Raw genomic sequence first — 18804 nt, 5'->3', positions numbered from 1 at the left:
GACAGCCGCAGACTTCCTTGAATATCAGGAACGCCGCTTGCGCCACCTAGAGCCGCGCGACGTAGTCTGGAACCATGATGCGGACGGCTCGGCGATGGAGGCTAGATGAAAGGACGGGTGGCGAGTGCAGGCGTGGCCGTTGTCGTGGTTGCCCTCATGGCCGCATACGGCGGACCCACCGTGCATGCACGGGAGCCCGCGCCGAATGCCGTCACCGCGCCCATCGCGACCGGCAGTGATACGGCGGCCGCGGCGCGCGGCGCGAAGCTCGCGGCCGTTGGCAATTGTGTCGCGTGCCACACCGCGACGGGCGGCCTGCCCCTCGCGGGCGGACTGCCACTGCAAACACCGTTTGGCATCATTTACTCGACCAACATCACCCCGGACAACGAGACGGGTATCGGGGGCTGGTCGCTCGACGCGTTCGCACGCGCAATGCGGCGCGGCGTATCCAGCGACGGCCACCTGCTCTATCCCGCGTTCCCCTATCCGCACTTCACGCTCATCAGCGATGCCGATATGGGCTCGCTGTATGCGTGGCTGATGAGCCGCGCTCCCGTCAAGGCGCCTGCACCGCACAACGAGCTGATCTTCCCGCTCGGCTTCAGGCCCCTCATCGCCGTGTGGAATCTTTTTTACCTGCATACCGGTACCGAACCAGCGCCGGCCCCGCCCGAAGCGCCGGACGTCGCACGCGGACGATACCTGGTCGAAAGCCTCGGTCATTGCGGTGCGTGCCACACGCCGCTCAACCGCCTCGGTGCCGAGCGCCGCGACCACGCGCTGCAAGGCGGGACGATCGAAGGATGGGATGCGCCCGCGCTGACGGACCTCGCTTCACGCCCCACGCCCTGGACGCAGGCACAGCTCGTCAGCTATCTGCGCACGGGCCTCGCGAGCGCCCATGGGGCGGCGGCGGGTCCGATGCGCCCGGTCACGCGCATGCTCGCCGACGCGTCCGCCTCCGACGTAGAGGCGATTGCCGCGTATCTGCTGGCGTTGCCATCCGGGGGCCCAGGCGTGCCGGAGCATCCGGTCGCCTCGCCCTCCGCTTCCGCCGCGCCCGTGTCCACCGCGCCCGGCGGCGGCGCGAATCTATTCTCCGCGGCCTGCGCATCGTGCCATGCCGAAGGCGCGCCGATGTCGAGCGGGGACGCTCGACCGTCGCTGTCCCTTTCCACGGCCGTCAACGCCGACAGCCCGCGCAACATGATCCGTATCATCCTCGATGGAATCGACTGGCACGAAAGCGATAGCGCGCCCTTCATGCCATCATTCGCCAACACATTCACGGATGCGCAGATAGCGGAGCTCGCCAACTACACGCGCGAGCGCTTCACCGCACGCGACGCATGGCCCTCGCTCGACGCCGGCGCGGTCGCGCATTTTCGCAAGGACGGCCTGCCACGATGATCACACTCAACGTCAACGGTGTCAGTCATACGGTCGATGTCGACCCGTCAACGCCGCTGCTCTACGTGCTGCGCAACCAGTTGCAGCTCGATGGCGCGAAGTTCGGCTGCGGTCTCGGTCAATGCGGCGCATGCACGGTCAGCGTCGGCGGCGAACCGGTGTTCTCGTGCCTCATGCCGGTCGTGGCCGTTGGCGACCGGCCAGTGCGAACCGTCGAAGGACTTGGCAGCGCGGAACATCCGGGACCACTTCAGCAAGCCTTCATTGACGAGCAAGCCGCGCAATGCGGCTATTGCATCGCCGGCATGATCATGCGCGCGCACACGCTGCTGGAGCGAATCCCGCACCCAGGCGACGAACAGATCCGCCGCTACATGCAGCCGAACCTGTGCCGCTGCGGCACGCACATGCGCATTCTCGCGGCGATCCGGCAAGTCGCGACGGCTTCGCCGCGAACGGACGAGGGAGCGCAGTCGTGAGCGACGGCCGCCCGTCCTCCGTCGCTCACGGCATCGGCCCCGATGACCCCGCGCGGCGCCGCTTCCTCGTTGGCGGCTCGCTGATGGTGAGCTTCGCGATCGTGCCAGGCATGGCCGCGCTTGCGCAAACCACCACCGAAGCGGGCACCTTCAACGCGAGCGCCCCGAAGCTGCCGGGCAGTCTCAAGAGCACGCCGTTGCTCGATGCGTGGATCAAGGTCGGCCGTGACGGCCAGGTGAGCGTATTCACGGGCAAGGCGGAGCTTGGCACGGGCATTCGCACCGCGCTGCTGCAGGTCGCCGCGGAAGAGCTGGATCTCGCACCTCATGCGATCGAGCTGATCACCGCCGACACCGCCGCAACGCCGAACGAAGGCTACACCGCAGGCAGTCACACGATGGCGGACAGCGGCACCGCGATCCTCAACGCCGCCGCTCTGGTGCGCGCGCTGCTGGTCGCGAGCGCGGCGTCGCGACTGGGCGTCGACGCAGCGGCCCTGACGACGCGCGACGGCGCCGTCATTGCCGCCGACGGAAGACGCGTGAGCTATGGCGAAGCCGTGCAATACGCGGACCTCCATCAGAACGCGCAGCCCGACGCGCCGAAAAAGCCGCCATCGGCCTACGCGCTGATTGGCCATATGCTGCCGCGCGTGGATATACCGGGCAAGGTGACGGGCGGCGCGAGCTACGTCCAGGACCTGCGGCCGCACGGCATGCTGCATGCCCGCGTCGTGCGGCCGCCGTCTTATGGCGCGAGCCTCGTCGCGGTCGATAGCGGGCGCGTCGAAGCGCTGCCCGGCGTCATCAAGGTCGTGCGCAACGGCAGCTACCTCGCGGTCGTCGCCGACGACGAATGGCGCGCGATCCTCGCGATGCGTGAGCTTGCGCTTGCCGCGCAATGGCACGCCGGGCCGCCGCTGCCCGATCCCGCGAACGTTCACGCGCTGCTGATGAGTCTGCCTTCACAGGAAATCGCGGTGGCCGATCAGGGCGCAGCGACGGGCGCGGCCGCGCCTGTGGCGACACTGCGGGCGCGCTATTCGAGGCCGTATCTGACGCATGGCTCGATTGGGCCATCGTGCGCTGTCGCGCAGCTCGACAACGATGTGATGACCGTGTGGACGCACACGCAAGGCGTCTATCCGCTGCGTGCGGGCATCGCCGAAATGCTCGCGATGCCACCTGACAAGGTGCGCTGCGTGCATGTGGAAGGCTCGGGCTGCTACGGACACAACGGCGCGGACGATGTCGCGGCCGACGCCGCCCTCGTTGCACGCGAGCTGCCTGGCCGCCCGGTGCGCGTGCAATTGATGCGCGAACAGGAACACATGTGGGAGCCGTTCGGCCCGGCCATGACAGTCGAGGCGAATGCAACGCTCGATTCGGCAGGCACGATTGCCGACTGGCGTTACGAGCTATGGAGCAACACGCATAACAATCGCATCGAGAATGCGGGGCGCCTGTTGCCCGCGCAGCTCCTTGCGCAACCGTTCACCCCCGCGCCGCCGAAGCCGATTCCGATGCCGGAAGGCGGAGGCGACCGCAACAGCATTCCGCTTTACCGCGTGCCCGGCCTGCACGTGCAGCATCACTTCGTGCCCACGATGCCGATACGCGTCTCTGCCATGCGCTCGCTCGGCGCGCACATGAACGTGTTCGCGATCGAGAGCTTCATCGACGAGCTCGCCAGAGCCGCGCACGCCGACCCCGTTGCGTTTCGCCTCAAACATCTCGATGATCCGCGCGCGCATGGCGTCATTAGCGCCGTAGTCGATCAATTCGGCTGGCGAGCCCGCAGGGCGCGAACGGGCGACTCGAGCCCGCGCTCGCAAGGTACCGGCTTTGCGTTTGCCCAATACAAGAACCTGATGGCCTACCTTGCCGTCGCAATGGACGTGACGGTCATGCGCGATACCGGCGAGCTCAGCATCGAGCGTGTCGTAGCAGCCGTCGATTGCGGACAGATCGTGAATCCGGACGGCGTGCGCAATCAGATCGAAGGCGGCATTTTGCAAACCACGAGCTGGACGCTTTATGAAGAAACGCATTTCGACCCGCAACGCATCACGAGCTATGACTGGAGCACTTATCCGATCATGCGCTTCTCGTCCGTACCTAAACGCGTGGACGTGCTATTGATCGACCGGCCGGGCCTGCCATTCCTCGGGGTCGGAGAAGCGGCGCAAGGCCCGGCCGCCGCGGCGCTAGCGAATGCGATCGACGACGCGACCGGTGTGCGGATCCGCGACTTGCCGTTGCTCGGGACGAAGGGGAAGAACCTGCTCAAGGCATGAGGCTTTCGTTCCGCAAAAGTCCAGATACTGGCGTGTAAAAGCCAAATAAGCCTATGGCTGGGTCCTGGCCCGTCGTCAAACGAACGCGACGCGCGCGACCTTCGGCGCGGCGTCGGGACCGCGCTCAGTGGGTGGACGGAAACGCGAACGTCGCACGCGCGCTGCCATTGCCGCGGACGTTCACGGTCTCCCTTCTGGTCACGCTGCCGTAAGTGGCGTTGACCGTATAGCGCCCTTGAGGCAGCCGCACGAGCATGTACGGCCCCTTCGACGTGGCCTCGAGCACGGTCGCGCCGCCAGCCTTGGCAATCTTCACCTGGACGTCGGCCACATAGCTCGCCCCGGGACCGGTGAACTGCAGAGACAACGGCCACTGCCTTCGTGCCTGCCGCAGCGCAGTCGACTCGTCGCGACCGACTCCGCCAGTCACGAACGATATGTCGCCCTGCTGCTGCGTCTCTGGCATGCCGGTCCTATGGATCTCGCTGGCGCTCTGCGGAGCAGCCGTCTGCGACACTGCGACGCCTGCCTGAGCCAGTGTGAACGCCGCGGCGAGCATCATGGACGCGATCCGGGGAGCGTTTCGTTGCATTTTCATCTTGACTGCTCCTTACAGTATTGCCGACGGTTCGTCGGACGGAAGAACGCTTGCAATAGGTTGGAAAACGCAATGCGCGCCGGGTATCGGCCACGAGCGAGGGTGCCTCACGACTCGAATAAGCATACCCGTCAATTCTGTTTGGTGTCTTCATGGACCGGAGTTGCGCGGCCGCCTGCCGTTGAGGTCTCGGCTGGGGCAGCGGGGACGCGTGGCATGCGGATACCCGCGTAGGCGATCGCCACCGTCAGCAACGGACTTACCACGCAAAATACGGCATAGGGTGCATAGCTGAGTGTCGGCACGCCAAGGGTCACTGCCATAAACGCGCCGCAACTGTTCCAGGGGATCAGTGCGCCTGTGGTCGTGGCCGAATCACCCACGGAACGCGACAACACGATGGGCGCGTAGCCGCGTGCCGCGAATGCACTCTTGAACATCCGGGCCGGCAGCACGGCTGCGATGAACTGGTCTGCCGTAACGATGTTCGTCGCGATGGTCGCCAGGACCAGGGAACCGACCAGCGCCCCACCGCTCCTGGCCCAATCGACTACCGGGGCAATGAGGCGTTCTATCGCACCGCACTTCTCGACCACCCCTCCGAATGTCAGTGCCGTGATGATCAGCCAGATAGTATTCAACATGCTGTCCATACCGCCGCGAGTGAGGAGCGTATCAAGCACTGGATTTCCAGTCGTGGACTTGTAGCCGCTCCCAAGCGCAAGCCATACGCCTTTGAGCATCGCAATCGGGATCGGCACGCCCTCTCGCGCGGCGGCAAATGCGAGCACTCGCGCTGGCTCGACGAAAACGGCAACCACGCCACCCGCCAATGCGCCAAGAAAGATGGTGGTAAAGGGCGGAAGCCGGAACAGCGTCAGCACGACGACAAGAACGAGCGGCAGGAACAGCACTGGCGATATGTAGAATGCGCTCTGCATTGCAGCAACCTCCGCGCTCGCATCGAAGGCGCCCGGGCGGCCAAGCAGATAAAACACGGCCAGCGTGATGACAATCGCGACGAGTGATGTCAGCAGCGTCTCGCGCACGTGTTGATACAGATCGACACCCGCGGCAGCGGCCGCAAGATTCGCGGTGTCCGAGAGCGGTGAAGACTTGTCGCCGAAATAAGCGCCGGAAATCACTGCACCTGCCGTTATGGCGGGGCTCAGGCCCATGCTGTGCGCAATGCCCATCAGACCGATTCCGATCGTACCCGCGACAGTCCACGAGGTCCCAATGGCAAACGAGATCACCGCGCAGACTCCAGCCGCCGTGACGTAAAAGTAGTCCGGGCTCAGCAATCTCAGCCCGTAATAGACCATGGCGACGATCGTGCCGCAGAGCGCCCACGTGCCGATCAGCGCGCCGACTGCAAACAGGATGAGAATCGCGCCAATACCGGAACTGACACTTGCATTCGCGGCCTCGCCCAGCGAAGCGAGCGAATGACCGCGACGCCAACCGACAAATACGGCCAGCATGGTCGCCACGACGAGTGCCACCTGGTTCGGCCCATTCGCACCACCATCGCCGAACAGGTAGAAGGACAGACTGACGAGCAAGACGAGGCCAGCGATCGGTATCAGTGCTTCGAGCATCGTGACCGGCTGGGGTGACTCGCTCCGCTTCATCGCCACGCTCCGTTCGTTTGCTGGGTAGTCCAAACGTTGCCATCCAGACCGCCCGGTAGCCGGTGAATCATCGAAACATGCGCGAACGGCTGCTTTGATTCGATGTCACGCGCGCAGGCGCGCGGCCCCCCGCTCCTGCGACGCGGCGATGGCAGCTCCGGCGGGCTCGCCCGTTGCTTTAAGCATAGGAAAGAATCGTTGCTGCGTGAAGAATCGCAGGATTCGTGCCGAACATTCCGCCTGCGGTTACAGGCTGCCGTATCTACTCTCGCTCAGCGCGAGACCTGCAGTGAACGGCTGCTCACCAGGCGTAGCGAAAACCGACGTCGCCCCAGACGCCCTTTTGGCTGGCACTGACCGAATCGTTGATCGAGAACTGATAGCCGAACTGTCCATACAGGCTCATACGTGTGTTGAGTTTCACCGTCACGCCTGCGGCGAAGTCCATACGCGTGAACTGCTGTCCGAGTGGCACCTGCTCGGCGCCGGAGTATGTCGTCGCTGCCTGAGCCCCCCAGTCCCGCCAGAGATTGGTGCGCACGTACGGCTGCCATACGTCTCCGCCGGCGCGTTCGATGGTCCACTGACCACGCAGCCCGAGCCGCCCGGTCACGCCTGACGTGGAGCCGGGATCGACCGGACCCAGCCCGTCATTGGCTTCGTTCAACCCGACGTGCTGCCAAATAACCTGCATCTGAGGTTCGAGCACGAAGCCCGGTCCAAGCGGCAAGGGGAACGGATAGCCAGCTTTCAGCGAAGTGGCGAACCCCGAACCGGAGACGGGCAACCGGGTGGCCGGTTTTGATGGCGCGATTCATTTGGCATAAATCGGCCTGATTGAGTTAGTCGGCCGTCCCGCGAATTTGAACGGCGGCGCATCCGCGTTCGCGGCGAGGAACTCCCGTGATCGCTGACATGACCCAAGCCGTCAACAAAACACGTACCAGAACGTAAATCGGGCAAGTAATTATCAAATCGATTAACTTCCTGTGGCTTCGCATTCCGACCTTCTCGCAGGCGGCAACAGCGCACGCTTATTGTTTGCCACTTCCTCCGGGCATGCGTCATGCTGCACTAATCAGACATAGAAAAGCAGTTCCCGAACCGGAGACGATCATGAAGTTGATAATGGCAGGAATCAGCGCAATTTCCATCATCGCTAGCGCTTGCGCATTTGCGCAGACCAATACTGGCAAAGCTGCGCCAGCAAACCGTGATACTGAAAACGCGCAGCCGGGTGCCGCTGGCCAGAGCATGGGCCGTGCTGCGGACGCCGGCACCAGCAAGCCCGCCAGTGGCACATTGATGCAGAAGCGTGAGAACGCGATGTCGCCTAAAGGCGCGTCAAACTCGAACGCAACTGGCGCGATGAAACAATAATGGCGACGCGAGAGCCCCATGGCGGCGACTGACACCTTGGTTCTTCCCGCTTCAGCTTTTACGGCCGAGTGTGGATAGTGCGACGTCCCGAACCGCGGACTAAATCGTCAGTTTGGAAAGACCCGCGCAAATCCCACAATGACGTGCGAGGGGCCATCCGAGCGCAGAGACACTCGGGAGAGACGCGATAGTGCAACTCCATCCTGGTCTGATACGACGGCGAAGCGTGCACGAGCGCGTTTTCTGGAAGAGATCTGACCGGATTCTAATGGTCGAGGCTGATCGCGCGGATGGAGCAGCACGAGCCGAATGGATAATCGAGGCGCACACCCTTCCTGTTGCGACGATGCTGCGGATTTGCTTCATGCAGTCGTGGTCGGTCTGTGAAGACCGGCGATGGAATAGGCGCGTCCCGGCAGGTGTAAAACCACGAGCAGAGACGACGCGCAGCAGATTCTGGAAGCAGTAGCCAGGGATTTGCAGACTTCGCAGACCAGGGAAGCGCAGCACGAAAAATCCTTGGGGCGAGCACCCCGGCTGACGGATGCGCCGGAGACAGCCGCGCAAACCCATGCGGTTCTGCGCGCTCGAGGCCGTTTCAACATCAACCAGCTGGCCGCAGAATACCGTGCATCCCGCTGCATCTTCCTCTGATGGCGAATGGCCGGCCTGCACACCAATCCCTCTCTCGTCGCGTCCCCAGGTGAGACGTCTGTCACCCGAAACGCGCTTGCAGCCAGTCCTGCGCCCAGTTCTTCGCGTAGGCTATCGCGTCCTCGCGTGCGTCGAAGCCTGCCAGATCGCCACTCGAATGAATCTCGTACCCGGTGCCGTCGGCACGGCTGCCGCTGATGCGTGCGTGGGCCATGTACTCGCCGTCGGCCCGCCGGGGGGTCGGGTCGATAACGATCAGGGTGGAATTGAAGCGCATGGTATTCCTTTGGGGTTATCGCTCGATTGCGACTGTCTCAGAGGAGCGTCGAAAAGCGCGACCTAGGTGCTCAGCATGGCCATGATTTGTCCGGCCTCGCGATCCGATTCGCAGCTTGCCATGCCGCGTTCGCATAGAAGCGTACGAATCGACATGAACATCAGAAACGCGCCCGCATCGATCTCGTGACGGCGGTCATGGATGAGGCTATCAAGTTCGCCCCGCGCGCCGGGCGGCAGAAACTGATCGACGATGTCATCACCATTGCACCGAATCCATTTCAGCAGGTCATTTCTTTCCATACCAAACTCCAATGTTTGCAACGGCTCTGAGTCAACCATCAGCGGATGAAGTTCGAGCCTGCGGTAGAGACGGGAACCGGTCGTGATCGGTGCCTTTGAGGCCGTCTCATGGTGTAGCGGAAAAGACGGAGCATAGCGACGTGTGCCACTGCGTCCGCTGCCCTTCAGGAGGTCGGCCACGTTTCGGTTTTGGGTGAAAGCGTATCTACGATTCCGTCGGGCACGCAGCTTAAGGACGCGAGGAACGGTCGCAGGTAGAGTGACGATTTCATGCTACGCCCATTGATGGATTTGTACAGAAAAACTCGTGCTTCAGGCGCCGTCAGAGAAGCACAGGGAACATGCAAGTCAACCCGGCACTTACATACCGCAGCGCCGGTAGGCGGCGGGCGATCCGAAGATCCACATCGGACTGTCTCTCTTCTCAGGCTCAACATGTGGCGACGCAGAGTGCACCTCCGACATGCGCGGCAAGCAGTCTCGACGTCAACAATTCAACGACGGCGGAACGAAGCGCGCGAAACTGCATTGCAGCCCCGTTCGCCCGTTTTGGCAGAAATCGATTCACCCTTTCGTCAGGTCATAAGGAGTTCCAGCGTTACCCGACCGCCCGCGAGGAGACCGACGCGATGTTTGCGCCTCTGGCTCGACGCGGACGCATCCGCGACCACGCGATTGCCGAGCGCGACATGCAACGGCTATCCGGACCGACTTCATTTCGGGGGTACGTGTTCGACGCGGAACAGCTGGGACCGCGTGGCCCGATTGGGCGACGAGACGGCGTGAGCCAGCGACGCCAATTGCTGCTCGACTTGCAGGTCTGCGGTACGTTTTTGCAACCGGTCACATCGAATCTTCGGGGATGACCAAATCGCGAATCGTTCGGGAAGGTGATCGCCGGCGAGCGTCCTGAGCAGTACGTCGATTGCAGCCTGTCCCGCTATTCCGGCAATGAGGTACGCTCACCGCCGGGTAAAGGGTCCGTTGCGCAGCGGAATGCTGCCATACCGGTCGCCAAAAAGCTGGAGGTGCTGGCCGCCTTTTATGTGGGAGCGACGATCAGATCGGCCATCAGGTAGACAGCAATTCGTCGCACGATCGAGCACATCGACAGATGCTGCCCGTCAGCGGCGTTTTCATATGTCGATGACCGAAGCGCCGCTCACCTTTCCGTCGACGATGTCCTTTCCCTGCTGCCGGGCGGCTCGCCTTGCCGTACCGAAGTCAGAGAATGTATGCGTTTGGTTCAGCCTGAAGACCCGGCTTGCGGAGGGAATTGCTGTCGCCGCCGGACGACATATCCGTACTGCAATTTCATAACCTTCCGCGTAACGGGAATGTCCGTCAAAGCGACTGAATGTGCGGGGAAAGACAAGGGGATGAAGTTCGTACCCCTTGTAGAGAAAAAACGGGTGTGTCGACATGTTGGTCACTCCGCAGGGTATGACTCACTATACGCTGGAACGGGTTACATCGGGCGGCGCAGCGACTGTTACCAGAATTGTATTGACCGATGGTACTGTCGCGCGTACCTTGAAAGTTAAGGTCGGCAAAGGGGGCAGTGCCCGGATTGCCATAGCGTTTGCTTAGATGGCCGGGGCGACGGCTGTCTGCCTGGTTCCACCTCCACGCTTACGTTGAAACTCTCCAAGAACACCAAGATCAACAGCGTCTGCTTGCCACGCGCGATGAGGCTGGCCAAGGATACGGGAGCGACCCACTTCGTGAGTTCGGGACAGTGCGATGCCCGATCGGACAAACGTGAGCGGAATGCCGGTTTAGGGAACGCTTGCGGATGTTAAGCACGAAGCTCGGGTATCCGCGTACCGGACAGCTAGCCAGGAAACTTCGTTCCGGTCGCCTCGTCGGTGTGGCTCGGGGGCGTATCTCCCTCGGCCAAACCTGCACAACGATCAAAAACGTGCTGCTTGCTGCGGCCAAAAGGAGTGACCTGATGACAACCGTCCGCCATTATCGAGGTCTCGATATTTCCCTACTCGTGTATCCGCATCGCACGACTCAACCGGGATATGGTCACAACTACGAGGAAGGATTCGATGCGTCGATTCGCATCAGCGACCCGGATTCCATGACAGACAACCCGCGAAGTCGCTTATTCCGTGTGCCCGGCAAAAGGCCCTTCGTGAATGCCGGCGACGCAAGGCGCGCGTCGGTGGCCTACGCCGAAATGCTGATTGATACTGACGGCTTTGATCGCACCATCCTGGAATCCCCCTGAGTGTTAAAGCCAGAACCCGAGTCTATGCAGAAGGTACCCGTGTTCGCGCGCGCCAGGGGCACGCCATCAACAATGTGCATGATAAAGAAGTTGACCTTCTGATCGTCAGTCGCCACATGCTCGGCAGGCTATGCCAATGCGACCGCATTGCTGCCAGTTCCGGTCATCGCCTCCTCAGGCGTCGACCACGAAATAGATACCGTCATGCCCGAAGGGAAGCCTTGTCCATTCCATCTCGGCCACATAGTGACCGATGAGTGATTGCCGTCCGCCCGCGCCTGCGTTCACACTTCGACCTGGTCTGAAAGCTCAAGAGCGTCGTTGACTTCGATGCCGTGTATAAAATGCCGAAGACGTCGATAGAGAAAATCCGGAAGTTCGCACTGAGCGCCCGGCTCAAAACGGAAAGTAACCGATCGATCGCGCGCCTTATTGCACGCGTCCTGATGCCTAAGATGCGTTGAGCGCGCAGAACTGGGGCGTCGCCGTTAGCCGCGCGTGTCGACCCAGTTGCGTGCCCAGCGTGTCGAGTGCTGCAATGCCTGCTCCTCACTCGTGAAGTAATCGAGCGAATAGAACTGGTAGCGGCCGTCCGCGCGCTCGCTATCGGCGCGTTCGAGCAGCAGGTTGGAGGAAAAACTGCCGTCGGGCAAACGATGCGCCGAGGGCTGGACGGCATAGCCGTTGTATTGTTGAATTTGTCTGTTCTGCATTTTAGTTTTAATAATGTCGAGTGCGCGCGTGCCTTGCGAAATGTGCACAGGTACGCCCGATTCAAAGGCATCTCAGGCCGAATCCGAAGCAGTCGGAAAGCGAAGACGTGGCGGGAATGCCAGAGGGGAAAGTGAGCGCAACGAGACGTATGGCGCTTGGCAAGGTGCTGGCGAAACCGATGCAGCCGGGAGCGAACGCGCCACTTTAGAAAACAACGCTCCGCAAGGATGTCGCTGCAACCCGGCGTCCGTCGCGGGACGCCGGGCCCTTCAAACTTTACAGCGGCTTGATGTTAGCTGCCTGCAGACCCTTCGGGCCTTGCTTCGTTTCGAAGCTCACCTTCTGATTTTCAGCCAACGTCTTGAAGCCGTCGCCGCTGATTTCGGAGAAGTGAGCGAACAGATCGTCACCGCCCTTGTCCGGGGTGATGAAGCCAAAACCTTTGCTATCGTTGAACCACTTAACGGTACCGGTATCCATGAAGAATCCTTGAGAAAAAAACGGGAAAATGTGCTCCGTTGAAGAGCGTATGAAGCGTCAAGGAGGGAAAGGACAACGAATACCGCTGAGGAGCGAGCAATTGATGAACAGCAATCGAACTTCTTGAACTTCATGCGACACCCTAACCGCCGAGTGGCACCAGCGTCAATACTTATCTTGTAACTGTTCCACGGGCGGGGCCCTTTCTGGCCGAACTCGAATTGTCTGACGGTGCGCAACCGGTTGCTGGTGCGACATTCGACGAAGACCTTATCGCGGGGCAATCGTCCGGGGTACATCGAGCACGGTTATCAGTCTGCGCTCAGTTCCTGCTGGCGCCGCACTCGCGCGTCTTCGTAAAGACGTGTCTCTTCGAGTTCCTGCAGCACGCTATCGAGGTCAACTGGTCGCGTGTCGAGCTCGATGCGTCCGGTCAATTTGACATCGACTTGCAGCCCGCCTGCTTCGAACAGCGCCCAGATCTCCGTTCCGTAATCCGCGCTGAGAATTTGCGGTGCGAACCGTCCGAAGTACGCAGCCAGGTTGTCGACGTCACGCTTGAGCATCGAAGCGGCTTCGTTGTTGGCAGCTGCGTCGACGGCCTGAGGCAGATCGATGATCACCGGCCCATCAGCTGCCAGCAGGATGTTGTATTCGGATAGGTCCCCGTGAATCACACCCGCGCAGAGCATGCGGACAACCTCGTTGAGCAGGAGGGCGTGCAGTTCAAGGGCGCGCGCTTCGGTCAGATGGACGTCGTTGAGGCGTGGCGCGACGTCACCCGCTGCGTCGACCACCAGTTCCATCAGTAACACGCCATCGGTACAAATATAGGGTTGCGGCACGCGCACGCCCGCGTCGGCAAGTCGGAACAATGCGTTGACTTCGGCGTTTTGCCACAACTCTTCCTGCATCTGGCGGCCATAGCGAGTACCTTTTTCCATCGCACGCGCTTGCCGGCTATTCTTGACCTTGCGACCGTCCCGATACGACGCGGCTTGCCGGAAACTGCGCTGCTTCGCGTCCTTGTAGACCTTTGCGCAGCGCATCGAGTGGCCGCTGCGCACGAGGTAGACTGTTGCTTCCTTGCCGCTCATCAACTGGCCGATCACTTCGTCGATGAGTCCTTCGTCGAGAAGCGGTGCAAGCCGTTTAGGTATCTTCATACGACCGACCCGTGCGGCTCGTGGCGCGAGCGTTCGAAATGCGTGGAAGGCGAATGGGCCGCTGAAGTGTGCGGAATCGGCAAACCGATGAATCGCGTGGGCGGTTCCGGTCGTCGGATTGCTGCATGGGGAGTGGAGGGAGTCATGCCGGATTATAAAGGGGGCGAGGGGCAGGCGACTCTAATCTCCTGGCGACTGCGTAGATGTATTGCCGCCGCTCCTGGCCGCTGGCTACCCGCCGCGAAGGGCGGCGCCCGACCTGAAGCGGTCTATCGATCGCAGAAAATCGAGTGACCGGTATGCGAAAGCGGATTCAACCGGTGTCACTCGGCCAAGATCAGAAGCGGTTCCCCATGCGAAGGTTACGCGAGACATCCGGCTGTGCACTGGACGGCCGCTTCTGCATGGCTGCTCTGCAGTTCCGGATCAGTACCGCTTTTTCGGCGGCAACGACCGTTTGATCTGCTTGCGCAGGCGCGCCACTGCAGCAGCCTTTTTGCGCTTGCGTTCTGTGGTAGCTTTTTCATAGGCTGTCCGGGCACGAAGCTCGGGAATCAAGCCGGTGCGCTCGATCGCGCGACGGAAACGGCGTATTGCAACTTCCATGGGCTCGTCGGCTTTCAGAATTACGGTAGTCAATTTTTTTCCTTGGTTGAGATCCGGCAGCAATGGCGAATGGTGATGTGGATGTGCACGCGGCGTCGCGGCACAGGTAAGGGTCACAGCCGACGGTCGCGTATCGCGCCATCAACGACGGTGAAATGCGGGCTCTTTGCGTTGCGCCACCGCTCCGTTCATCTTTATGTCGAAAATTGATTCGTCCTTTCGTCAGGTCGTACATCGAGAGTTCCAGCGTTATCCGATCGCCCGCAAGGATGCGAATGTGATTCTCGCGAATACGACCGGACGCATACGCACCTCCCAGCACGCCATTGTCGAGCGTGACGCGGTAACGGCTGTCTGGCAGCACTTCCTCAACGATACCGTCGAGTTCCAGCAGTTCTTCTTTGGGCATTTGCGAAGCGAACTAGTCCTGCATTGTACCCAAAGGCCGCCATCTGCCCCGCCACTATCGACGGGGCCAGAAGGAAGGGGGGTGTCCGCCATGCGTGCCGACGATGTGCAATCGGGATCCCGCGTGATGTGGGGGCGTTTTGTTGTACCCGCCCTGGCGCCTCAGATGCGTTGGGTGTTTCGAACCGTGGCGTCGTCTTTAACCGCGCGTGTCGACCCAGTTGCGTGCCCACTGGGTCGAGTGCTGCAACGCCTGCTCTTCACTCTTGAAATAATCGAGGGAATAGAACGAGTAGCGGCCTTCGGCTCGCGCACTATCAATGCATTCGAGCAGCAGGTTAGATGAGAAGCTACCGTCGGGCAAACGATGCGCCGACGATTGGACGGCATAGCCGCTGTATTGCTGAACTTGTCTGTTCTGCATTTTAGTTTTAATAATGTCGAGTGCGCGCGTGCCTTGCGAAATGTGCACAGGTACGCCGATTCAAAGGCATCTCAGGCCGAATCTGAAGCAGTCGGAAAGCGAAGACGTGGCGGGAATGCCAGAGGGGAAAGTGAGCGCAACGAGACGTATGGCGCTTGGCAAGGTGCTGGCGAAACCGATGCAGCCAGGAGCGAACGCGCCACTTTAGAAAACAACGCTCCGCAAGGATGTCGCTGCAACCCGGCGTCCGTCGCGGGAGGCCGGGGCCCTTCAACATTACATCGGCTTGATGTTAGCCGCTTGCAGTCCCTTCGGGCCTTGCTTCGTTTCGAAGCTCACCTTCTGATTTTCAGCCAGTGTCTTGAAGCCGTCGCCCCTGATTTCGGAGAAGTGAGCGAACAGGTCGTCGCCGCCCTTATCCGGGCTGATGAAGCCGAAGCCTTTGCTGTCGTTGAACCACTTAACGGTGCCGGTATCCATGAAGAATCCTTGAGGAAAAATACGAAGATTTGCTCTAGTAAAGAGTGTGTGAAGCTTCAAGGAGGGAGAGGACAACGAATACCGCTGAGGAGCGAGCAATTGATGAACAGCAATCGAACTTCTTGAACTTCGAACGGCACATTACCCGCCGGGCGGACCTGCGTCAATACTTATCTTGTAACCGTTTCACTCGGCGGCCCGTTCTGCAGAGGGAGCGATGCGGCCCTGCCTGGCTGCGCCCCCTTGTCCTGCTTCACACGATACGCCATATTTCCAGACGAACCAGTTCAACTTGAAGCGCGAACGAATCGAGATCTCGCCGGAGACGATCACGCTCGGTTGGTATGCCGCCTAACACCGGGCGGTGCGTGAGATGAAGGCCGATGGCCAGCTGCCGGAGGACACGAAGATCCAGTCCTCGAAGTACCTGAACAATCTGATCGAGCAGGACCATCGAAACATCAAGTCCAGAACGAGCGCGATGCTCGGCTTCAAGCGATTCAGGTATGCCGTGACCACGATTTCAGGCATCGAATCGATGCATCGCATTCGCAAGAGTCCGTTCATCGTGCGTGGCAATACCGATGACCCGACCGTACTTCAGAATAGGAGCGCCCTCTTCAATGAGACGCACAGCCCTCCCGAGGCAGTTCCTAAGCCGATGCGACGCGCTCAAGCATCGCTCGTATTCGCAGTGGTCCAGGATTCACACCGAGCTTGTCGGCAAGTTGCACGAGCGGCAAAAAACGCCGCTGCAATTTCTCGGTGTGATTCTGCGCGATGTCCGCTATCCGGTGCTCGAGAAACGGATTGAGTAGACGATCGCGTAATTCGACGAGATACGCGAGAGCCCGCTCGCGCTGCCCCAGGGCCGCAAACGTCGGGAGCACGTCTTCCGCCCAGACAGTTTCCAGGCTGGCGCGCAGGATCGGGTCGTTCATTGCCTGACATACGGTCTCGTCAACCGGCCTGCGGTCCTCTAGCCAGCGCTGCGCCAGATAGCTGTGACCGAGATTGAGCATGAACAGCTTCAGACGCTCGAAGTGCTGCAGATTGTCAGTCAACACGATGTTTTCGTGAGTGCAGGGCAGAACCAGTCCCGGCTGCTGCTCAATTGCCCAGAGCGCATACGGCTCGGCAACGGCGCCTACCGGTTCAATTGCCTGCGAAACGATGCGGTCGACGAGGGAATTGGCCCATATGCAACGCGTTCGAAGATAGGTAGTGAAGGACTCCGGCAGGCGCCATGTCGTCGCCAGCGTCACGACGAGTTCGCGCAACGTATCGCCATTGTTGACCACGAGTTCGCACGGAAAAAGAGAAAGCGGCGCATCAGGATGTCTTTCCCAACGAGCATGAAGCAACACCAACAGCTTGGCCGGAAAGCTATGTGGCACGCGCTCCGGATGATTCAGAAGCGCTGCGGTATCCCGGTCATCAAGCCAGAACCCCCTGTCTCCCGTATTCGAAACAATCACCTGGGCATGTTCCGATACGGCATCTCGCACCTGTTTCCAATGAGTCTCGGCGTGCCAGGCTGCGCGTACCGCGTCGCCACTCAGCATCTCGTCCACCTGTGCTCCGTGACGCATACCTCGAATCCGTACCGGATATCGTCCGCCGCCTGCCAGCGCGGAAATGCGCTTCTGACTTGCCTCGCTGCTGGTGGTCTGCACGACCGTTATGCCGCCGAGCGCGGCACCGCGCACCATGGCTTGCGAAACAAACAGGTCGACATGCGCCTGAAGAAAGCGGCTGGTCCCGAACTGAAGAATTGGCTGGCTCATGGCTGATATCCGATATGCGTGATCGTCAGCATTCGATGATGGCTTTCACTACGCCTGCGGACGGCTCGAGCAGTTTCGGAAATTCCGCGGGAACTTCGGCAAGTTTCATCCGGTGTGTATTGAGTGCCGCATCGGGCACCTGGCCAGCACTCATGGCTCTGAGCACAGTTTCGAAATCTTCCGCTGTCGCATTGCGGCTTCCGATCAGCGTGGCTTCGCGCTTGTGGAACTCCGGATCGGAGAAAGTGATCTGGTCTCTCACCACGGAAATCAGCACATATTTTCCGCCGTGCGCAATAAACTCGAAGCCGCGCTCCATGGCAGCCGGATTACCCGTCGCATCGAAGACCACGTCGAAGAATTCGCCTTCGGTGAGTTTCGTCAGTTCGTCGATGTCGGTATCGCCGAACTGCACGGTAGCCGCCACTTCAATTTTCTCCGCGCAGAAGTTGAGACGATCGAGCCGTGTATCAAGCGCCGTCACCGTGGCCCCGCGCAGACGTGAAAAGATCATCGCGGCCATACCGATCGGACCTGCACCGACTACCAGCACGCGCTGTCCCGCCTGAACGTCTGCGCGACGAACCGCGTGCGCGCCAATGGCGAGAAACTCGATCATTGCCGCCTGATCGAGCGTGATCCCTTCAGCCTTGTGAACGAACTGACGCGGCAGACTTAGATACTCCGTCAATGCGCCATCACGGTGGACGCCCAATACCTGAATGTTCACGCAGCAGTTCGTTTTGCCGTTCCTGCAAGCAATGCACCGACCGCATGACAGGTAGGGCATCACGTAGACCGGGTCGCCGACGGCCAGGCCGGAATCCGCATCGGCCTCTTCGACCGTCCCCGACAGTTCATGTCCCATCACGCGGGGGTACGCTAGAAATGGCTGATTGCCGGTAAAGATGTGCAGGTCAGTGCCGCATACGCCGACGCGTCGCACTCGTAGCAACACCTCGCCGCTGTCTCGCGATGGCATTGAGCGCGTCTCGGAGCGCAGTACGCCGGGAGTTTCACAAATAACGGTGAGCATGAGGTTTCCTCTTTCAAGTACAGGACCCGCGAAGCCATGATCCGGTTTCGATGCGGGCTCGGCTAATTTGTCTCTTTACGGCGAGATCAAACGAGTGCGATGTTGCGACGACACTTATTCGAGGTAAAAGACCTCTTCCATCCGGGCCCAGTGTTCCGACGGCGCACGACTCGGCAGCGGTTTCTGGCACGGACCGCACAGGCTCCACCAACGTTGTGTTTCGGGGTCGCTCGCAATCTCCGCCATATCGCTTTCATAGTCAGTTCCGACGTATTCCCAGTAACCGAACAACAGGTTCTCGGGTTCCCGCAGGAAAATCGAATAGCGGGTGATATTCGAGCGCTTCAGGCGATCGAGCACCGTCGGCCATACCTGCGCGTGCAGGCGTTTGTATTCGTCGACGCGCTGCGGATCGATGCCGATGACCATT

At 60.7% G+C, this 18804-nt stretch carries 20 protein-coding genes and 3 pseudogenes; 6 read left to right on the top strand and 17 right to left on the bottom strand.

Going from position 1 to position 18804, the window contains the following annotated elements; genetic code table 11:
* The first annotated feature begins 105 nt into the window (after window positions 1–105).
* The 3 genes from OKW45_RS01295 to OKW45_RS01285 are packed head-to-tail and all read left to right on the top strand — an operon-like array spanning window position 106 to window position 4189.
* A complete protein-coding gene (locus OKW45_RS01295; protein ID WP_429465388.1) occupies window positions 106–1413 on the top strand; it encodes a c-type cytochrome in 1308 nt (435 codons plus the stop codon).
* Window positions 1410–1892, top strand: coding sequence for a (2Fe-2S)-binding protein (locus OKW45_RS01290; RefSeq protein WP_429465386.1), 483 nt, complete (start codon window positions 1410–1412; stop codon window positions 1890–1892). Before OKW45_RS01295 ends, OKW45_RS01290 begins: the two co-directional genes overlap by 4 nt.
* The gene (locus OKW45_RS01285) at window positions 1889–4189 is read left to right on the top strand and encodes a xanthine dehydrogenase family protein molybdopterin-binding subunit (protein WP_429465384.1); all 2301 of its coding nucleotides are present in this window, start codon (window positions 1889–1891) and stop codon (window positions 4187–4189) included. The genes OKW45_RS01290 and OKW45_RS01285 overlap by 4 nt, the downstream gene beginning before the upstream one ends.
* A 124-nt stretch (window positions 4190–4313) precedes the next feature.
* Here the strand turns inward: OKW45_RS01285 and OKW45_RS01280 are convergent, their stop codons facing one another.
* The 4 genes from OKW45_RS01280 to OKW45_RS01265 form a co-directional block, all read right to left on the bottom strand.
* Window positions 4314–4787, bottom strand: coding sequence for a carboxypeptidase regulatory-like domain-containing protein (locus OKW45_RS01280; RefSeq protein WP_429465382.1), 474 nt, complete (start codon window positions 4785–4787; stop codon window positions 4314–4316).
* A gap of 131 nt (window positions 4788–4918) precedes the next feature.
* Window positions 4919–6421: a Na+/H+ antiporter NhaC family protein gene (locus tag OKW45_RS01275; RefSeq protein ID WP_429465380.1), complete on the bottom strand. Its 1503-nt coding sequence runs from the start codon at window positions 6419–6421 to the stop codon at window positions 4919–4921.
* Between the two features lie 301 nt (window positions 6422–6722).
* On the bottom strand, window positions 6723–7208 hold the full coding sequence (locus tag OKW45_RS01270; RefSeq protein WP_429465378.1) for an autotransporter outer membrane beta-barrel domain-containing protein: 486 nt from the start codon (window positions 7206–7208) through the stop codon (window positions 6723–6725).
* Between the two features lie 277 nt (window positions 7209–7485).
* Window positions 7486–7836: a hypothetical protein gene (locus tag OKW45_RS01265; RefSeq protein ID WP_429465376.1), complete on the bottom strand. Its 351-nt coding sequence runs from the start codon at window positions 7834–7836 to the stop codon at window positions 7486–7488.
* 400 nt (window positions 7837–8236) lie between these two features.
* Between OKW45_RS01265 and OKW45_RS01260 the strand changes: the two are divergent.
* A pseudogene (locus OKW45_RS01260) lies at window positions 8237–8452 on the top strand (sensor histidine kinase); the annotation flags it as partial.
* 64 nt (window positions 8453–8516) lie between these two features.
* Here the strand turns inward: OKW45_RS01260 and OKW45_RS01255 are convergent.
* From OKW45_RS01255 to OKW45_RS01245, 3 genes are all read right to left on the bottom strand, one after another.
* On the bottom strand, window positions 8517–8732 hold the full coding sequence (locus OKW45_RS01255; RefSeq protein ID WP_429465374.1) for a hypothetical protein: 216 nt from the start codon (window positions 8730–8732) through the stop codon (window positions 8517–8519).
* A gap of 62 nt (window positions 8733–8794) precedes the next feature.
* A complete protein-coding gene (locus OKW45_RS01250) occupies window positions 8795–9214 on the bottom strand; it encodes a hypothetical protein (protein WP_429465372.1) in 420 nt (139 codons plus the stop codon).
* A gap of 956 nt (window positions 9215–10170) precedes the next feature.
* A complete protein-coding gene (locus tag OKW45_RS01245; RefSeq protein ID WP_084754409.1) occupies window positions 10171–10458 on the bottom strand; it encodes a hypothetical protein in 288 nt (95 codons plus the stop codon).
* 530 nt (window positions 10459–10988) lie between these two features.
* Between OKW45_RS01245 and OKW45_RS01240 the strand changes: the two genes are divergently transcribed.
* On the top strand, window positions 10989–11273 hold the full coding sequence (locus tag OKW45_RS01240) for a hypothetical protein (RefSeq protein ID WP_018424492.1): 285 nt from the start codon (window positions 10989–10991) through the stop codon (window positions 11271–11273).
* A 488-nt stretch (window positions 11274–11761) separates the two neighbouring features.
* On the opposite strand, the gene OKW45_RS01235 is transcribed toward OKW45_RS01240, so the two are convergent.
* The 7 genes and pseudogenes from OKW45_RS01235 to OKW45_RS01205 form a co-directional block, all read right to left on the bottom strand.
* A complete protein-coding gene (locus OKW45_RS01235) occupies window positions 11762–11986 on the bottom strand; it encodes a hypothetical protein (protein ID WP_018424491.1) in 225 nt (74 codons plus the stop codon).
* 277 nt (window positions 11987–12263) lie between these two features.
* Window positions 12264–12467 carry a cold-shock protein gene (locus tag OKW45_RS01230; protein ID WP_012428559.1) on the bottom strand — a complete coding sequence of 68 codons (204 nt, stop codon included), beginning with the start codon at window positions 12465–12467 and terminating at the stop codon, window positions 12264–12266.
* A 311-nt stretch (window positions 12468–12778) separates the two neighbouring features.
* Complete coding sequence (locus OKW45_RS01225; RefSeq protein ID WP_018424490.1) at window positions 12779–13633, bottom strand: PA4780 family RIO1-like protein kinase; 855 nt, start codon at window positions 13631–13633, stop codon at window positions 12779–12781.
* A 426-nt stretch (window positions 13634–14059) separates the two neighbouring features.
* Window positions 14060–14272, bottom strand: a complete 213-nt coding sequence (gene rpsU / locus OKW45_RS01220; RefSeq protein ID WP_429469186.1) for a 30S ribosomal protein S21 — start codon at window positions 14270–14272, stop codon at window positions 14060–14062.
* 108 nt (window positions 14273–14380) lie between these two features.
* Window positions 14381–14648: pseudogene (gene infA, locus OKW45_RS01215) on the bottom strand (translation initiation factor IF-1).
* A gap of 198 nt (window positions 14649–14846) precedes the next feature.
* Entirely contained in the window at window positions 14847–15071 is a 225-nt protein-coding gene (locus OKW45_RS01210) for a hypothetical protein (protein WP_018424487.1), read from the bottom strand.
* 276 nt (window positions 15072–15347) lie between these two features.
* Window positions 15348–15551 (bottom strand): cold-shock protein, encoded by a 204-nt coding sequence (locus tag OKW45_RS01205; RefSeq protein ID WP_018424486.1) that lies wholly within the window; start codon window positions 15549–15551, stop codon window positions 15348–15350.
* A gap of 319 nt (window positions 15552–15870) precedes the next feature.
* On the opposite strand from OKW45_RS01205, the pseudogene OKW45_RS01200 reads away from it, so the two are divergent.
* Window positions 15871–16116 (top strand): annotated as a pseudogene (locus OKW45_RS01200) (DDE-type integrase/transposase/recombinase); the annotation flags it as partial.
* An 88-nt stretch (window positions 16117–16204) separates the two neighbouring features.
* Here OKW45_RS01200 and OKW45_RS01195 read toward each other — a convergent pair.
* From OKW45_RS01195 to OKW45_RS01185, 3 genes are all read right to left on the bottom strand, one after another.
* Entirely contained in the window at window positions 16205–17338 is a 1134-nt protein-coding gene (locus OKW45_RS01195; RefSeq protein WP_429465371.1) for a mannitol dehydrogenase family protein, read from the bottom strand.
* 25 nt (window positions 17339–17363) lie between these two features.
* A complete protein-coding gene (locus OKW45_RS01190) occupies window positions 17364–18374 on the bottom strand; it encodes a zinc-binding alcohol dehydrogenase family protein (RefSeq protein ID WP_429465369.1) in 1011 nt (336 codons plus the stop codon).
* A gap of 114 nt (window positions 18375–18488) precedes the next feature.
* Complete coding sequence (locus OKW45_RS01185; protein WP_018424482.1) at window positions 18489–18803, bottom strand: L-rhamnose mutarotase; 315 nt, start codon at window positions 18801–18803, stop codon at window positions 18489–18491.
* Between the last annotated feature and the right edge of the window lies 1 nt (window position 18804).

The organism is Paraburkholderia lebeckiae (assembly GCF_050436225.1).
Lineage (GTDB): Bacteria > Pseudomonadota > Gammaproteobacteria > Burkholderiales > Burkholderiaceae > Paraburkholderia > Paraburkholderia tuberum.
This window is presented reverse-complemented; position numbering and strand designations above follow the sequence as displayed.

Coding starts and splice junctions, on each gene's coding strand:
- OKW45_RS01245 (WP_084754409.1), bottom strand. CDS start 10,458: ATGTCGACACACCCGTTTTTTCTCTACAAGGGGTACGAACTTCATCCC.
- OKW45_RS01190 (WP_429465369.1), bottom strand. CDS start 18,374: ATGCTCACCGTTATTTGTGAAACTCCCGGCGTACTGCGCTCCGAGACG.
- OKW45_RS01235 (WP_018424491.1), bottom strand. CDS start 11,986: ATGCAGAACAGACAAATTCAACAATACAACGGCTATGCCGTCCAGCCC.
- OKW45_RS01295 (WP_429465388.1), top strand. CDS start 106: ATGAAAGGACGGGTGGCGAGTGCAGGCGTGGCCGTTGTCGTGGTTGCC.
- OKW45_RS01210 (WP_018424487.1), bottom strand. CDS start 15,071: ATGCAGAACAGACAAGTTCAGCAATACAGCGGCTATGCCGTCCAATCG.
- OKW45_RS01280 (WP_429465382.1), bottom strand. CDS start 4,787: ATGAAAATGCAACGAAACGCTCCCCGGATCGCGTCCATGATGCTCGCC.
- OKW45_RS01240 (WP_018424492.1), top strand. CDS start 10,989: ATGACAACCGTCCGCCATTATCGAGGTCTCGATATTTCCCTACTCGTG.
- OKW45_RS01275 (WP_429465380.1), bottom strand. CDS start 6,421: ATGAAGCGGAGCGAGTCACCCCAGCCGGTCACGATGCTCGAAGCACTG.
- OKW45_RS01225 (WP_018424490.1), bottom strand. CDS start 13,633: ATGAAGATACCTAAACGGCTTGCACCGCTTCTCGACGAAGGACTCATC.
- OKW45_RS01290 (WP_429465386.1), top strand. CDS start 1,410: ATGATCACACTCAACGTCAACGGTGTCAGTCATACGGTCGATGTCGAC.
- OKW45_RS01255 (WP_429465374.1), bottom strand. CDS start 8,732: ATGCGCTTCAATTCCACCCTGATCGTTATCGACCCGACCCCCCGGCGG.
- OKW45_RS01195 (WP_429465371.1), bottom strand. CDS start 17,338: ATGAGCCAGCCAATTCTTCAGTTCGGGACCAGCCGCTTTCTTCAGGCG.
- OKW45_RS01185 (WP_018424482.1), bottom strand. CDS start 18,803: ATGGTCATCGGCATCGATCCGCAGCGCGTCGACGAATACAAACGCCTG.
- OKW45_RS01205 (WP_018424486.1), bottom strand. CDS start 15,551: ATGGATACCGGCACCGTTAAGTGGTTCAACGACAGCAAAGGCTTCGGC.
- OKW45_RS01230 (WP_012428559.1), bottom strand. CDS start 12,467: ATGGATACCGGTACCGTTAAGTGGTTCAACGATAGCAAAGGTTTTGGC.